The following is a 15,378-nucleotide window of genomic DNA, read 5'->3' on the forward strand; positions in this document are numbered from 1 at the left end:
TCTATATTTCTCGAAATTACTTCCAAGTAAATGTTATATAGATATATTATCATATCGAGTTTCAGTATAATTGCAACCCAGGAATAGTAATGTATAACTTTATTCATGAAGTACCCATTGAAGGGCAAAGGATACTCCTAAATAAAGTTCATGGGATATTCATTTTGAACTTACTACTTAACTAGGTTAATTTCAAGCGTTCGATGAGTATTTTAGCGATGCCATCGTCATTATTGGTTGTAGTAATTTCGTTGGCAATATTTTTTAAAGAAGGAATACCATTGCCCATTGCTACACCGATGCCTGCATAATCGATCATTTCTAAATCGTTATCTTCATCACCGAATGCAATAATGCGCTCGCGTGGGATACCCAAATCTTTTGCTACATGAGCGATTCCTACTGCTTTATTTAAACCATGGCGAACAATCTCAATAATGTGAAGTGGCGCACCCCAACGACGATGTTCAATGACCTCTGCATGAACAGCCTGTAAATGATCACGAATAATCATCGAATTTACATCATTCGCTTGAATCAGTAAACTAGTTGGGTTATCAAGTAAATGGGTATAGAGATCCCCAAGAGTGATTTTTGGATTCCCCATATTAAAAATATTTAAAATCCGTTCATCCTCAGTATGCACATAAATATCGTCCTTAACTTCCGCAATAATATTTTCATATTCATAGCTATTAATGGAATCGACGACATCATGCACTACGCCTAAATCAATAGGAGTATGCATAGTTTGCCAAGCAGCATTTTTTGGATGGTGGACGTAAGCACCATTAAAATTCACGATGGGCGTTGTAAGGCCAAGCTCGTGATAGTAAATATCACTCGCACGATAAGGACGACCTGTAGCAATCATAACTTGATGGCCTTGTTCCTTTGCCTGCAATAATGTTTTTTTAGTTTTTGCTGAAATTTGTTGATGGTCCGTTAATAACGTACCATCTAAGTCCAAAACGATTAAATGCGGTTTCATAGCTTATTGCCCCTTTCCTATAATTTGAATAGTATCTCTTTGTAAACCATTCGTCAAAATTTTGTCACAGTGAGAAAAGTTTGCTAACATAAAGATGAGACAAAAATTGGGAGTGACAAAGATGATTGTTGAGAAAGAATTGTGGGGAAATATTCCTTTATTACATATACATACGGAAAATATGAATGAAGAAACCCCGGTAGTGATTTTTTTACATGGTTTCATGAGTGCAAAAGAACATAACTTACATTATGCATATCAATTAGTAGGAAGAGGGGTGCGTGTCCTATTACCAGATGCAAAATTACATGGCGACCGTAGTGAAGGTCTGTCTGAGATGCAAATGAGCTTACATTTTTGGGATATTGTTTTAAATTCTATTCATGAAGTTGAACAATTATATAATGAATTAAAGAATAAAAAATTATTAGTGAACGATAAAATTGGCATTGCTGGTACATCGATGGGTGGAATTGTAACATCAGGCTGTTTAAAGCGTTATGATTGGATCAAAACAGCAGCGGTATGTATGGGTGCACCAAGTTTTATTAAATTAGCGGAGTATCAATTACAGCAATTTGCTAAAAACGGTGTGAATCTGCCAATGTCTGAAGAAGAAGTAAAACAAACGAATGAGCTTCTAGCTAAATATGATGTCAGCCTAACACCAGACAAATTTGCAGGACGACCTGTACTATTTTGGCATGGGGAGTTAGATAAAACTGTACCTTTCAATGAAACGTATAATTTTTATTTAACTTTACGCAAATATTATGAAACAAATCCAGAAAACTTAAAATTTTTAGCTAATAAGAAAGCGGGTCATGCTGTGTCACGTGACGGTATGTTAGCAGCAACTGAATGGCTTGCACAGCATTTGGCATAATAAGATGCATCTGCTATGATTAAGTTAACACTGTGACGGAAGGAGAAATACAGATGGATCAAGATATGAAAGACAGCATGTTCGGTGCATTAGAAAATGTAATTGACCCTGAGCTTGGTATTGATATCGTCAACTTAGGTTTAGTATATGATGTAGAGTTAGATGAAGAAGGTGTAGCAACCGTTACAATGACGCTAACGTCTATGGGCTGCCCAATGGGACCTGTTATTGTTGATCAAGTGAATACAGCTTTAGGTGAGCTTCCAGAGGTAAAAAGTACAAATGTCAATATTGTATGGAATCCACCTTGGTCAAAAGATAGAATGTCACGCTATGCCAAAATGGCATTAGGTGTACGCTAAGTCCACTAAAGCACGATAAAAAATCCCCGCTTGCAACAGTAAGCGGGGATTTTTTCTGTTTTTGAAATACAAAATAGTTAAAGTAATCTTTGTGACTGTGGCGTGCTTTAAATGAGGAAGATTTCTGTTCCAAGCTACTCATCATAAAACAACAGAAGAAACTTATAATAATGACGCTATTGTACATCTGGTGTTGCTGACGCTTTACTATCTGAAATACAACAATTGTTGCTGTCGCTTCGCTTTCGCACAGACAAAACATTGTTGCTAAAGTTTTTTGTTGTATCACTATGAATTTTAGTAACATGCAAGAAGATACACGCTATGTGAAGTGGTTGATTGGAGTGGAGGCTGGGCGACTCCTCGGGGATCAGCGTCACAGATGAGACCCTGCAGCGCAGCGAAGCGGCTCATCGGACGCCCCCAGGAAAGCGCCCAGCCGGAACGGAAATCAACCTCCTCACTTTGCAAAAGGCGCCATACTTTATTTATTTACATAATAGAACACAAAATCCCCACTTATAACTCATAAGCGGGGATTTTGCATGTTGCTATTAATCAATACGACATATTTGTAACGGACAATTCTCACAGGCGATTTCATCCTTTAAAAATTGTAGATCGTGAATGGTTATATAACCTTTTTCGAAAGATATAATATTGTGCTTCTTTAAGTCATTCAGCATGCGATTAATCATCTCTCGACTCGTCGCACATAAATTAGCGATCTCTGTATTTGTTAACGGGAAGTCAATATAAATAGTGTCATTTTCTAAAGGCTTCCCATAAGTATTCGAAAGACGGATAAGCGTTGAAAATAAAGCGCCCTTTTTCCCATTTAAAATCAAATCACGCAAACGACTTTGATGCTTTAAATTTTCTGTTTGCAACCACTTCATATATTCCACCATTAAAATAGGTTGTTCCACTAGTAAAAGTTCCAATGATTCACGGCTTAGAACATATAAACTGGAGGGCTCTAATACTTTAGCGGTCATCGAATTATACGTAAGGTTACAAAATAATGAGCCTTCTCCAATGATACTATCAGGACCACAAATACGAATGGTTAATTCCTTCCCATTCTCCGTTTCCTGACTAATCGAGATAGTTCCTGTTTTTATATAATAAATTTCTTTCGCACGTTCGCCCTCTAAAAAGATTTTACTATCCTTATTTACTTTAATAAAAACACCGTGCTTTTGAAAAAGATCGTGAAATTTCTTTTGTATATTATCCATAATAGTCATATCTTCAACACATCTCTTTCTTTTTTCATAAAAATTGTTTAATTATTACAAAATAAGGTGAGTAATTTACTAAATATAAGAAATATACTTTTATTATAACGTAATTTTCCAGTTATAAGTGAAGAAATTTTAGGGCTAATTCTTTGCTATGGTTTGTCGAGTGTTGTAAAATAAAGTTAGTCAAAAAAGGTCAAACATTTTTTATGAAATAGAATGGCAAACGGAATTCCGCTTAACATTATTGAAAAGGAGTGCTAAATATGCAATTTCAACAAACAAATGACAAAAAACCATTAGAGCAATTTGGACGTAATTTAATTGAAGAAGTAAAAAACGGTAAAATGGACCCGGTTATCGGCCGTGATGAAGAAATTCGTAATGTCATTCGCATTTTAACACGCAAAACGAAAAATAACCCTGTCTTAATAGGTGAGCCGGGGGTTGGTAAAACAGCTATTGTAGAAGGATTAGCCCAACGTATAGTAAAGGGCGATGTTCCTGAAGGGTTAAAGGATTGCATACTGTATGAGTTGGATATGAGTGCCTTAATAGCAGGTGCTAGTTATCGTGGTCAATTTGAAGAGCGCTTAAAAGGTGTATTAAAAGAAGTAAAAGAATCAGAGGGGCGCATTATTTTATTTATCGATGAAATCCATACAATTGTTGGCGCAGGTAAAATGGATGGTGCAATGGACGCGGGAAATATGCTAAAGCCAATGCTTGCACGAGGTGAGTTACATTGTATCGGGGCTACAACATTAGATGAATACCGTATGTATATTGAAAAAGATCCTGCTTTAGAGCGCCGTTTCCAGCAGGTGCTTGTACGAGAGCCATCTATTGAAGATACAGTTTCCATTTTACGAGGCTTGAAAGAGCGTTTTGAGTTACATCATGCAGTACGTATTCATGACCGTGCAATCGTAGCGGCAGCGGAGCTTTCTAATCGCTATATTACAGAGCGTTTCCTGCCAGATAAGGCAATCGATTTAATCGATGAAGCATGTGCGATGATTCGAACAGAAATTGATTCCATGCCACAGGAATTGGATGCAGTAACGCGCCGTATTATGCAGCTCGAAATTGAGGAGCAAGCGTTGTGTAAGGAAAAAGACGAGGCAAGTAAAAAGCGTCTAGAGCAACTCAGCGAGGAATTAACAAAGCTTAAAGAATCCTCTGAGGGCATGCGTAAACAATGGGAAACCGAAAAAGAAGCGTTACATGGCATTCAGAAAAAACGTGAAAAACTTGATAAATACCGCCGTGACTTAGATGAAGCAGAAAGTAAATATGATTTAAATAAAGCAGCCGAACTACGTCATGGGAAAATTCCTACACTTGAAAAGGACATTCAAGAGATGGAAAAACAATTAGAGAATGGTACGGAATCACGGATTTTACGTGAAGAGGTAACAGCTGATGAAATCGCATCAATCGTTTCACGCTGGACAGGAATACCAGTGACGAAATTAGTAGAAGGTGAGCGTGAAAAATTATTGCGCTTAAAAGATACATTGCATGAGCGTGTAATCGGACAAGATAATGCTGTACAGCTTGTTACAGAAGCGGTATGGCGTGCTCGTGCAGGTATCAAAGACCCACATCGACCAATTGGTAGTTTTTTATTCCTAGGGCCAACAGGTGTTGGTAAAACAGAGCTTGCGAAGGCACTAGCGGCACAGTTGTTTGATTCTGAGGATCATTTTATTCGCATTGATATGAGTGAATATATGGAGAAACATAGCGTATCACGTCTTGTAGGGGCACCTCCAGGCTATGTTGGCTATGAGGAAGGTGGGCAATTAACAGAAGCTGTTCGCCGAAATCCGTATTCAGTTGTATTATTAGATGAAATTGAAAAGGCCCATCCTGATGTCGCGAATATTTTACTACAAATTTTAGATGATGGGCGCATTACTGATAGCCAAGGGCGTATGGTCAACTTTACGAACACGGTGGTCATTTTAACTTCTAATATTGGCTCAAGCTATTTAATGGAAGCAAAAGAAGACGATGCTGCTGTTGAGGATGTAGTGATGGCTGCACTGCGTCAACATTTTAAGCCAGAGCTGTTAAATCGTATGGATGATATTATTATGTTCCATGCACTATCAGATGAGCATTTTACAGCTATTGCATGGAAATATATCGAACAGCTTGTCAAACGAGTTGCAGAGCAAGACATTACTTTACAAGTAGAACAAAATGTAGTTGATTGGGTTGTAGAACAAGGAGCAGATGCTCAGTTTGGTGCAAGACCATTAAAACGCTTCGTGCAACGTTATATTGAAACGGCGGTTGCAAAAGAATTGCTTCGAGGTGAAGTATTACCAGGAGAAACATTGCACATTAGAATGCATGATGGCCAATGTGTTGTTGAAAAATAACAAAAAAAACCTGTTCCGCATTGAGCGAAACAGGTTTTTTCTAGTTGAATTAATGATTGTCTGCAGCTTCTGGAGTTGACTCGTTTGGAATAACTGCACCGATGATGAAAACAAGAATTGTAAATACAACTGATGTGACAACAGCAGTTTGGAAATCAAACGTTGTACCAAGTACAGAGCTTACTACGTAGTTTAACATTGTAACTAGTAGGAATGACCATATGAATGTTACGATATATTGCATTAATTTCACCTCAACCGAACTTTTTTATATCATAAAGTTTTACTACATATTCATTATCATATCATAACATAAATCGAAAAAAAAAGAACCTTTTCTGTGAAACATGGCGAATTTATCACGATACCATCAATTGAGAATATTTTAGATGGCAAAATATTCGATTGGTTCATATCTATTTTCGATTTCCTACTGTTTCCGGAAGTGTATCTTTTCTTAGCTTCTACATTAATGTGAAAACATGATTTTTTCATTATTGTTGGCAGGTATGATTATTATCATTGTTTTAATGATTGAAAAAGTTATAGAGAAAAAGAGTAAAGAAAAGGTTGAAGTATTGGATAAAAAATAGCATGGTTCATACACGCTCCAATATTATTTTATAGAGTAAAAGGGTTAACGTTTGGTTATCTATTATTCAAACCTAAGCTATTTCATACCGAGGTGGCTTATTTGGGTCATCTGTGCGTGGGTTATTTTAAATTTGAAACTTTTTTAAGTATCATTCGTAATATAACTAGACAATTCGAATTGATAGAACTGAAAAAAGGGAGAAATGAATTTTTGAACCATTGAATGAAACAATTACTTTTTGTGATTTACTTGATTACCATTGCGGATGCGTATTACTCAACGTTGTTTATTGAACCAAAAACACCACCGCAACACCAGACGATTAAAGCGTCAGCCATTACGTTGACACAACTACGGTAGCAAACCTAACAAAAAGAAAAGTACAACACGTCGTTTGAAACCTTCTGTGTTGCAACCCATCAAGCGATTTCTTCAGAGCGCTAAGTGTTACAAAGAAAACGTGGTCCTTAACGACCTATTAGAGAATAGATTGGACGTACGCAGATTCATGCGAGAGCCATCTCTCATCTTTTTACGATATCGACTTTTACGTTGTTGATAATATATGTTAGCAATTGTTAGGCTAAAGCTGCAGATCTATTTGCAGCTTTTTTTCATTAACCACCATTATTAAATTTTTCAGCCTCACTTATCCCCAAAAATACGCTTTTTCCTGCATCAACTCTAAAAGTTGTAGATGACATTTGTTAAATCTTATGCCATGTATATAAGTTGATTGGAGACCCTTGATACTACTAGTTTTAAGACGTTAAATTTAATTCATCTTGCACCTCTCCTTCATTATGAGTTATAATTATGACCAGTTACTAATAATTGATAGTAAGAAAGCAGAGGGGTTGCTAAATGAACGCTGGTATTATAGGAATTGGCAAATACGTTCCGGAGAAGGTCGTTACAAATTTTGATTTAGAAAAAATGATGGACACTTCGGATGAATGGATTCGAACACGCACGGGGATTGAAGAACGTCGTTTTGCCGCAGATGATCAGGATACGTCAGATTTAGCAGTAGCTGCTGCTAAGGAGGCTATTGCAAAAGCAGGTATTACGCCAGAGGAAATAGGATTAATCCTTGTTGCAACTGTAACACAAGATCAAAACTTTCCAAGTGTAGCATGTATGGTTCAGGAGCAAATCGGAGCAGTCAATGCAGCTGCGATGGATCAAGCTGCTGCTTGTGCAGGATTTATATATAGTTTAGTGACAGCAAAGCAATTTGTAGAATCAAATGCTTATAAATATGTCCTAGTAGTAGGTGTTGAAAAGCTGTCGAAAGTACTTGATTGGGAAGATCGCAATACTGCTGTATTATTCGGTGACGGTGCAAGTGCAGCGATTGTTGGTCCAGTATCAGAAGGTAGAGGTATTTTATCATTTGAGCTTGGAGCTGACGGTACAGGTGGTAAGAACTTGTATTTAACACAGCAAGATACAATCGCTATGAATGGCCGTGAAGTATTTAAGTTTGCCGTTCGTCAAATGGGTGAATCTGCAATAAACGTTTTAGAAAAAGCAGGTTTAACAAAAGACGACGTAGATTTTTTAGTGCCGCATCAGGCGAATATTCGAATTATGGAATCAGCTCGTGAGCGTTTAGAGCTACCACCGGAAAAAATGTCAAAAACGATTCACAAATATGGGAATACGTCTGCAGCATCTATTGGTATTTCCTTGGTAGATGAGCTTGAAGCAGGTAAGATAAAAGATGATGATTTATTAGTACTTGTTGGATTTGGCGGTGGCTTAACATGGGGCGCCGTTACAATAAGATGGGGAAAATAAAAACGAAAAATGCTTGAGGGGAGTAAGACAATGAGTAAACGACGAGTAGTAATTACAGGAATTGGCGCAGTTACACCACTAGGAAATAGCATCGAAGAAACATGGACTAACATTAAAGCTGGAAAATCTGGCGTTGGCGAGTTAACACGTTTAAATAAAGATCTTTTCGCAGCGAAAATTGCTGCTGAAGTGAAAGATTTTAATATAGAAAAGTATATTGAACGTAAAGAAGCACGTAAAATGGATCGCTTTACACAATATGCTTTAGCAGCATCCATCATGGCGATGGAAGATGCACAATTAACAATCGATGAAGAGCTAGCACCACGTGCAGGTGTCTGGATTGGCTCTGGAATCGGTGGGATGGAAACATATGAACAACAGTTTTTAACTTTCCAAGAGCGTGGAGCAAGACGTGTAAGTCCATTCTTTATTCCCATGATGATTCCGGATATGGCTTCAGGCCAAGTGTCGATTCACTTTGGGGCAAAGGGCATTAACTCTTGTTCAGTAACGGCTTGTGCTTCAGGAACAAACTCCATTGGGGATGCTTTTAAAGTAATTGAACGTGGCGATGCAGATGTTATGATTTCTGGTGGTGCTGAGTCGCCAATCGTTACGATGGCAGTAGCGGGCTTCTGTGCAAATACTGCTTTATCTTTAAGTACAGATCCAGAAACAGCTTGCCGTCCATTCGATAAAAATCGCGATGGTTTCATTATCGGTGAAGGTGCGGGTATTGTTATTTTGGAAGAGTATGAACATGCAAAAGCACGCGGTGCAAAAATCTACGCAGAAGTTCTTGGCTATGGTGCAACAGGAGATGCACATCATATTACAGCTCCAGCTCCAGAAGGAGAAGGTGCTTCTCGTGCAATGATGCAAGCTTTAACTGATGGTGGTGTAGAAGCTTCACAAGTTGACTATATTAACGCACATGGAACAAGTACACCATACAATGATTTATTTGAAACACAGGCAGTAAAAACTGTTTTTGGTGAACATGCCTATAAGCTTGCAATGAGTTCTACAAAATCAATGACAGGTCACTTATTAGGTGCAGCTGGTGGTGTTGAAGCTATTTTCACAGCGCTAGCACTGAAAGAAGGTATTTTACCACCGACAATTAATTTAACAGATCCAGATCCAGATTGTGATTTAGATTATGTACCGCATGAAGCTCGAACAGCAGATATTAAATATGCTATGAGTAATTCACTTGGGTTTGGTGGACACAACGCTAGTCTACTATTCAAAAAAATCGGGGAATAATAAAGTAAAACTTTAATCAGTGGGAGGTTCTTCAACTTCCACTGATTTTTAGTATTCACCAAGGCTCTTCTGCAAAACGAGTGGTTGATTTCCGTTCCAACTGGGCGCTTTGTAGCTGCCGCTTTGCTTTCGCTACAGAAAACATTTGTTGCTGACGCTTCGCTTTCGCACAGATAAAACATTTGTTGCTGACGCTTCGCTTTCGCACAGATAAAACATTTGTTGCTGACGCTTCGCTTTCGCGCAGAGCAGAGCTTCCTGGGGGCGTCCGATGAGCCGCTTCGCTGCAGGGTCTCGGGCCAACAGATGTTTTTTGCGCGAAAGCGTAGTGCTAACGTAGCGGCAGCAGCACCGATGTTGGTCACGAAGGCGTTATCACAGGACGTGATGGTTTTAGCCTTCGTTCCTCTATTGCTAATCCCCAAGGAGTCGCCCAGTCTCCACTCCAATCAACCATTCTACAGCAAAATGCTTTTATATAGCGGTAGTAACAATAGATGTACAATCAATTCACTGTTATAAGTCTATTCTGTTCGATTAGTCTTTCAACAACATAAAAAAACGTCAGCCCAATTTACGTGGCTGACGTCTTTTTTTATAGTTTTGTGAATAGATGATAATTAAGAAGAAATAGAAAGGATGCCCTTATCTTGTTCCGACTCTTTTTATTTTTAATGAGCTATGGCTTTTTGATTCTCTCCGTAGGGAATCTCATCTTGTATTTGAATTATCGGACACTCGGATATTCCTGGATAGTGGTTTTTAAGTTCATGGCACATACATCAGCGTTTTATATGGCTATTGGATCAGCCATTGTGTTATGCGCTGTTGTGTTCGATCTCGGTTATGATAAAACTTTAAATGAAAAAGAATAAGATGTAACTCTTAAATTACTCTCTTTTTGGCCAAGCTCTTACAATCATCTCTTCGTTATAACAAAAAGCTTTCTTTTTAGCGACGTGCACGACCAAGGCCCATTGCTTCTTCCATGCGTTTTAATGTAGCACTAGCAATAGCATTTGCCTTTTCAGCACCTTCATCTAAAATGATGTCTAATTCTGATGATTCTACCAAGTTATAGAATCTCTCTTGAATTGGTGTCAGGTGATCAATAACCGTTGCTGCAACACCTTGTTTGAAACCACCATAGCCAACGCCTTCGTATTTTTTCACAAGATCGTCAATAGATACGCCTGAAATGGCAGATTCGATTGTTAGTAAATTTGAAACACCAGGTTTATTTTCCACATCAAATGCCACAATACCATCAGAATCAGTAACAGCAGACTTAATTTTTTTCTCAATATCTTTCGCTGAATCTAAAAGCTTGATGGTCGCTTTTGTATTTGGATCAGATTTACTCATTTTCTTTGTAGGTTCTTGTAGTGATTTGATACGAGCTCCTGCTTTAGGTAATTGAATTTCAGGAATCGTTAAAACATCACCATAACGTTTGTTAAAGCGCTCTGCAAGATCACGAGTAAGCTCAATATGTTGCTTCTGATCATCACCGACAGGAACAATGTTTGTGTTATACAAAAGGATGTCTGCTGCCATCAATGGTGGATATGTTAAAAGAGCGGCAGATACGCTTTCCTTACCGTGAGACTTATCCTTAAATTGTGTCATACGTTCAAGCTCACCAATCGATGCAACACATTGTAACATCCAGCCTGCCTGTGCATGAGCTGGTACTTCTGATTGAATAAATAATGTAGATTTTTTAGGGTCGATGCCAGTAGCAATATACGTAGCTGCTAGGTTGCGAATATTTTGACGTAATTCTTTTGGATCTTGTGCCACTGTTATTGCATGCTGATCGACGATACAATAAACAGCATCTCCTTCATCTTGTAATGCAGGGAATTGCTTAAATGCACCTAAATAGTTCCCTAAAGTTACAATACCCGTTGGCTGTACGCCTGAAAAAATAGTTGTCATTGTCATTTCCTCCTTGAATTTCGTCCCAAAATAAAAAAACATCATGCGTCCTCATTAGTTTCTAATGAAGGGACGAATGATGTTTGAATCCGCGGTACCACCCAGCTTGCCTAAAACGGCCACTTTACTTCGTAACGTGAAGGGACGAGCTTTGCTAATAGACTTAAGTAAAAACTAAGTCGTTCACAAAGCTAACTCGGAAGTCCATTCCAAATGCTTACACGATCTGTTTGCAGCAACCACAGACTCTCTAAACGTGTAAAAGGCAAATGTACTACTCTTCGTCAGCGTTTTTTAGCTCAATAACTGTCTTCCATCTGTATAGATGAGGTGAATTCACCAAAGACAAAATTGATTTATTGCAAAAAATTATATTATAAAGGCACGGTGAAAAGCAAGTGTGTAAAGTCAGACTTTTGGCGGTGTTCTTTTTCGGAAAAAAATTATATGCTACTTTTGCTGCTTTTTTATTTTCGTGCAGCAACAAAAGTTTTCTGTGCGAAAGCGAAGCGACAGCAACAAAAGTTTTCTGTGCGAAAGCGAAAAGCATTGTAAGTTACGGATGACATTTGTTAAAACAGATTCCATATACATAAGTTGATTGGCGTGGAGGCTGGGCGACTCCTTGGGGCTCATCGAACGCCCCCGGAAAAGCACCCAGCCGGAACGAAAATCAACCACACGTTATGGTAACGATCTATTTATTTGGAAATGCAACCGATATTAGTAAATAAACGTCTATATTGTACACACAGAATTGACAATATTCTCGTTTAAATTTTTTAAATGAGAACAAAAATAATCAAGCAGTGGATGTTTAAAATGCTCAGCGATTGGGAATATTATTAGTAGTTCATTAGACACCCAGGAGTAACAACTTTGAAGTTTATGTGAAAAGACAGAAAATTTCGTGTGAAATGGTTATTCTTTTTTTATTGGAACTATATTCAAACATCTCAGAGTACTGTATAATGGTATGTAGATTTACATTACATTAATTCTAATTTAATACAATAGTTTATAGATAATGATTAAAAGGAAAGGATGTGTCAGTATGATAGTAACTTTATTTACATCACCAAGTTGTACGTCTTGCCGAAAAGCTAAAGCATGGTTAGAGGAGCATGAAATCCCATATACAGAACGTAATATATTTTCTGAACCATTAAGCATTAGTGAAATTAAAGAAATTTTGCGTATGACAGAGGATGGTACGGATGAAATTATTTCAACTCGATCAAAGATTTTCCAAAAATTGAATGTTGATGTTGAAAGCTTGCCATTACAACGTTTATATGAATTAATTCAAGAGTATCCAGGCTTATTACGTCGTCCCATTATTTTAGATGAGAAACGTTTACAGGTCGGCTACAACGAGGATGAAATTCGCCGTTTCCTACCACGTAAAGTTCGTGCTTATCAACTGCAAGAAGCACAGCGTATGGTGAACTAATATTGCCGTATTCATCATAGAATAAGTATTAGATGTTACATATGCAATCAGCATATTGTGACATCTATTTTTTTGTGTTTTACTTATGAAAAACCTTCTATATAAAGTATAATAAATAATAGGGGAAAGTCATATATATTCGGTAAAGTATGTTAAACTTGATTTAAGCTTAATAGTTTACTACAATTTCAATAATTCAAATATCTTCTGTGAAAACGGTGTATATCCTTTTCATTTTATGACAGAACAGCATACAATATAATTAGAGACAACTGTGGACATTAATTTTTGATTTCGGTTGCTCGATGGGTTTACTGTAGTGTGGTCAAAGGTTGAAAAACAAAAATGAAGTATGAGGTTAAAAACAATGAATAATAGCATACTAATGAAACAAAACTGTTTTTCGACAAATGACAGTGAAGGGAGATGAGGTCTAGTGGACATCGAACGTGTAAACGAAAATACACTCAAGCTCTTTATTACGTACAATGATATAGAGGATCGCGGCTATAGTCGTGAAGAAATTTGGTACAATCGAGCAAAGGGTGAACAACTTTTTTGGGATATGATTGATGAAGTAAACACAGAGGATTATTTTGATGTGGAAGGTCCGATTTGGATTCATATCAATGCGTCTGAAGTAGGCTTAGAGATCATTGTCACACGTGCACATATTTTAAAAGACGGTGAAACCTTAGATGGTTCTTCGCAATTTGGTGAACACAAAGATATGTTTGCTCCATTTGAGGACGTTGGAGAGGATCTTCTCAGTCAACTAACTCAATTTGGTGACATTGATGAGTCAGAATTATTTATGGATACAGACATTTATGTTTATAAATTTAAAGATATTGATGAGTTAATCCCTGTAGCTAAACGCATAACAGATGAATTAGTGGATTCCTCATTATTTAAATATGAAGATTGGTACTATTTGGTAGTTGACTTCGTGAACGCAGATGAAGAACTAAATCATCACGATCGAAATGCGGTTATCAAAGAATTTTTAATACCATCGAATTTCACAATCCATCGCTTAGAGGAATATGGCGAAAAAATTATGGAATTTGATTGCTTTGAAACAGTACGAAAATATTTTATTTAAAGCAATGAGTACTTGATTCAGTGTCTTAGACTGTAGACAAACTTGATGATTATCAAGTTTGTTTACAGTCTTTTTATATCAATTATTAAATTTCAAGAAAAAGCCGTTCTTTATTTGTCGCTATAAAAAGGCTCCTTTACTATTAGTCAAAAAGGAGATGATTTTATGCTTATGGCCTATAACGAGCAGCAGCAGATTTTTCTCCCATACCAATATTCAAGGGAAGCTTTACAACGATATAGACGGCAAATGAAATTTTTTTGTCCCCAATGCCAGCAGCCTGTCCAATTAAAGATAGGCCAATATAATATCCCTCATTTCGCTCATATTGCTACTAATAGCTGTGTACAGTTATTTGCAGAGGGTGAATCAAAACTTCATTTACAAGGAAAAGTCCAATTATTTGAATGGCTTAGAAAACTCGGGCATACAGTAAAGCTGGAGCCTTATTTACAGAAGCTTTCACAGCGGCCAGATATGCTTCTGATCAAGGAGCAAAAGCAAATTGCCATTGAATTTCAATGTAGTACAATTTCTCATGAAAAGTGGCTATTGCGTACATCTGGCTATGAGAAAAATGCTATACAGCCATTGTGGCTTTTTCAAACACCTCAAAGACAAACTACACAAGGTATTCAAAAAATTTCTATTTCTCCAATTATGCAAAAGGTGATAAATGCTACAGCACTAGGCTTGTCTTATTTAGTGACCTATGATGCAAACACATCGAGATTTATTTATTGGACGAATCTTCTTCATGTTCATGGGTATACTTTTATAGGTAAAGTACAAGAATTAACTATTCACAAGCAACGTTTTCCTTTTTATGAGCCTAAGTCAATTACGAAAGAGGAATTTCATCTTTATTGGCAGCTTTATAAAAAGCATTGTAAGCAATTCGTATACCAACGACTATTCCATAGTAAAAATGGGATACAAGATTCATTTTTACGAAGTAGTTATGAGTTGGGCTTTGCTTTAACGGAGATGCCTGATTACGTAGGCGTTCCGGTAAAAGGTGAAGAGGCGATACCGATGTTTTCTATAGAGTGGCAAATGATTTTACATCATTTTTGTCGTCGTTTACAATTAGAAACTCATGAACTGGACGAGGGAAATATTCGATCGTTTTTAATCCAACAAAATGTAGAGGTTACAACGCAAGCAGTACAAGCTATTAAAAATTACGGAATGGTGCTGGCGAAAAGTTATGAAAAAGATGATTGTTTTACGGATATTTGTGAGCAAGTGTACGCACATTTATTTGCAATTGCCGCAATATACTGAGAAAATATGAGAGTATAGGAAAAACTCACATATAAAGGGGGCTGGC

At 37.3% G+C, this 15,378-nt stretch carries 15 protein-coding genes and 1 other annotated feature; of the genes, 9 read left to right on the plus strand and 6 right to left on the minus strand.

Annotated elements, in window-relative coordinates:
- Positions 1 to 181 precede the first annotated feature (181 nt).
- Positions 182 to 991 (minus strand): Cof-type HAD-IIB family hydrolase, encoded by an 810-nt coding sequence (locus ACFCYJ_RS04770; protein WP_376071361.1) that lies wholly within the window; start codon positions 989 to 991, stop codon positions 182 to 184.
- A gap of 121 nt (positions 992 to 1,112) precedes the next feature.
- Between ACFCYJ_RS04770 and ACFCYJ_RS04775 the strand changes: the two genes are divergently transcribed.
- Entirely contained in the window at positions 1,113 to 1,877 is a 765-nt protein-coding gene (locus ACFCYJ_RS04775; protein ID WP_376071363.1) for a prolyl oligopeptidase family serine peptidase, read from the plus strand.
- 53 nt (positions 1,878 to 1,930) lie between these two features.
- Positions 1,931 to 2,239 carry a metal-sulfur cluster assembly factor gene (locus tag ACFCYJ_RS04780; RefSeq protein WP_370076718.1) on the plus strand — a complete coding sequence of 103 codons (309 nt, stop codon included), beginning with the start codon at positions 1,931 to 1,933 and terminating at the stop codon, positions 2,237 to 2,239.
- Between the two features lie 176 nt (positions 2,240 to 2,415).
- Here the strand turns inward: ACFCYJ_RS04780 and ACFCYJ_RS04785 are convergent, their stop codons facing one another.
- Positions 2,416 to 2,550 carry a hypothetical protein gene (locus ACFCYJ_RS04785; RefSeq protein ID WP_376071367.1) on the minus strand — a complete coding sequence of 45 codons (135 nt, stop codon included), beginning with the start codon at positions 2,548 to 2,550 and terminating at the stop codon, positions 2,416 to 2,418.
- A 243-nt stretch (positions 2,551 to 2,793) separates the two neighbouring features.
- Positions 2,794 to 3,480 (minus strand): Crp/Fnr family transcriptional regulator, encoded by a 687-nt coding sequence (locus ACFCYJ_RS04790; protein WP_376071370.1) that lies wholly within the window; start codon positions 3,478 to 3,480, stop codon positions 2,794 to 2,796.
- Positions 3,481 to 3,749: 269 nt separating this feature from the next.
- On the opposite strand from ACFCYJ_RS04790, the gene ACFCYJ_RS04795 reads away from it, so the two are divergent.
- The gene (locus tag ACFCYJ_RS04795) at positions 3,750 to 5,876 is read left to right on the plus strand and encodes an ATP-dependent Clp protease ATP-binding subunit (protein WP_376071373.1); all 2,127 of its coding nucleotides are present in this window, start codon (positions 3,750 to 3,752) and stop codon (positions 5,874 to 5,876) included.
- Between the two features lie 49 nt (positions 5,877 to 5,925).
- On the opposite strand, the gene ACFCYJ_RS04800 is transcribed toward ACFCYJ_RS04795, so the two are convergent.
- On the minus strand, positions 5,926 to 6,120 hold the full coding sequence (locus ACFCYJ_RS04800; RefSeq protein WP_376071375.1) for a YjzD family protein: 195 nt from the start codon (positions 6,118 to 6,120) through the stop codon (positions 5,926 to 5,928).
- A gap of 1,215 nt (positions 6,121 to 7,335) precedes the next feature.
- Here ACFCYJ_RS04800 and ACFCYJ_RS04805 point away from each other — a divergent pair.
- Together ACFCYJ_RS04805 and fabF are read left to right on the plus strand one after the other, a co-directional pair.
- Positions 7,336 to 8,274 carry a beta-ketoacyl-ACP synthase III gene (locus tag ACFCYJ_RS04805; RefSeq protein WP_376071378.1) on the plus strand — a complete coding sequence of 313 codons (939 nt, stop codon included), beginning with the start codon at positions 7,336 to 7,338 and terminating at the stop codon, positions 8,272 to 8,274.
- Positions 8,275 to 8,304: 30 nt separating this feature from the next.
- Positions 8,305 to 9,546 carry a beta-ketoacyl-ACP synthase II gene (gene fabF, locus ACFCYJ_RS04810; protein WP_376071381.1) on the plus strand — a complete coding sequence of 414 codons (1,242 nt, stop codon included), beginning with the start codon at positions 8,305 to 8,307 and terminating at the stop codon, positions 9,544 to 9,546.
- A 55-nt stretch (positions 9,547 to 9,601) separates the two neighbouring features.
- Here the strand turns inward: fabF and ACFCYJ_RS04815 are convergent, their stop codons facing one another.
- The gene (locus ACFCYJ_RS04815; protein WP_376071383.1) at positions 9,602 to 9,754 is read right to left on the minus strand and encodes a hypothetical protein; all 153 of its coding nucleotides are present in this window, start codon (positions 9,752 to 9,754) and stop codon (positions 9,602 to 9,604) included.
- 98 nt (positions 9,755 to 9,852) lie between these two features.
- Between ACFCYJ_RS04815 and ACFCYJ_RS04820 the strand changes: the two genes are divergently transcribed.
- Positions 9,853 to 10,068 (plus strand): hypothetical protein, encoded by a 216-nt coding sequence (locus ACFCYJ_RS04820; protein WP_376071386.1) that lies wholly within the window; start codon positions 9,853 to 9,855, stop codon positions 10,066 to 10,068.
- Between the two features lie 429 nt (positions 10,069 to 10,497).
- Here the strand turns inward: ACFCYJ_RS04820 and trpS are convergent, their stop codons facing one another.
- Positions 10,498 to 11,487: a tryptophan--tRNA ligase gene (gene trpS, locus ACFCYJ_RS04825; protein WP_376071389.1), complete on the minus strand. Its 990-nt coding sequence runs from the start codon at positions 11,485 to 11,487 to the stop codon at positions 10,498 to 10,500.
- 65 nt (positions 11,488 to 11,552) lie between these two features.
- Positions 11,553 to 11,784: a binding site (T-box leader), on the minus strand.
- 760 nt (positions 11,785 to 12,544) lie between these two features.
- Here trpS and spxA point away from each other — a divergent pair.
- The 3 genes from spxA to ACFCYJ_RS04840 all read left to right on the plus strand — a co-directional run bounded on the left by spxA (position 12,545) and on the right by ACFCYJ_RS04840 (position 15,332).
- A complete protein-coding gene (gene spxA, locus ACFCYJ_RS04830; RefSeq protein ID WP_024362527.1) occupies positions 12,545 to 12,940 on the plus strand; it encodes a transcriptional regulator SpxA in 396 nt (131 codons plus the stop codon).
- Positions 12,941 to 13,376: 436 nt separating this feature from the next.
- Entirely contained in the window at positions 13,377 to 14,045 is a 669-nt protein-coding gene (gene mecA / locus ACFCYJ_RS04835; RefSeq protein ID WP_376071391.1) for an adaptor protein MecA, read from the plus strand.
- 171 nt (positions 14,046 to 14,216) lie between these two features.
- Positions 14,217 to 15,332 (plus strand): competence protein CoiA, encoded by a 1,116-nt coding sequence (locus ACFCYJ_RS04840; RefSeq protein ID WP_376071669.1) that lies wholly within the window; start codon positions 14,217 to 14,219, stop codon positions 15,330 to 15,332.
- Positions 15,333 to 15,378 lie beyond the last annotated feature (46 nt).

The sequence above is a fragment of the Lysinibacillus sp. NPDC056232 genome, from assembly GCF_042267565.1.
GTDB lineage: Bacteria > Bacillota > Bacilli > Bacillales_A > Planococcaceae > Lysinibacillus.

Coding starts and splice junctions, on each gene's coding strand:
- ACFCYJ_RS04795 (WP_376071373.1), top strand. CDS start 3,750: ATGCAATTTCAACAAACAAATGACAAAAAACCATTAGAGCAATTTGGA.
- ACFCYJ_RS04800 (WP_376071375.1), bottom strand. CDS start 6,120: ATGCAATATATCGTAACATTCATATGGTCATTCCTACTAGTTACAATG.
- trpS (WP_376071389.1), bottom strand. CDS start 11,487: ATGACAACTATTTTTTCAGGCGTACAGCCAACGGGTATTGTAACTTTA.
- ACFCYJ_RS04820 (WP_376071386.1), top strand. CDS start 9,853: ATGTTTTTTGCGCGAAAGCGTAGTGCTAACGTAGCGGCAGCAGCACCG.
- ACFCYJ_RS04840 (WP_376071669.1), top strand. CDS start 14,217: ATGGCCTATAACGAGCAGCAGCAGATTTTTCTCCCATACCAATATTCA.
- ACFCYJ_RS04775 (WP_376071363.1), top strand. CDS start 1,113: ATGATTGTTGAGAAAGAATTGTGGGGAAATATTCCTTTATTACATATA.
- ACFCYJ_RS04770 (WP_376071361.1), bottom strand. CDS start 991: ATGAAACCGCATTTAATCGTTTTGGACTTAGATGGTACGTTATTAACG.
- ACFCYJ_RS04780 (WP_370076718.1), top strand. CDS start 1,931: ATGGATCAAGATATGAAAGACAGCATGTTCGGTGCATTAGAAAATGTA.
- ACFCYJ_RS04805 (WP_376071378.1), top strand. CDS start 7,336: ATGAACGCTGGTATTATAGGAATTGGCAAATACGTTCCGGAGAAGGTC.
- ACFCYJ_RS04790 (WP_376071370.1), bottom strand. CDS start 3,480: ATGGATAATATACAAAAGAAATTTCACGATCTTTTTCAAAAGCACGGT.
- fabF (WP_376071381.1), top strand. CDS start 8,305: ATGAGTAAACGACGAGTAGTAATTACAGGAATTGGCGCAGTTACACCA.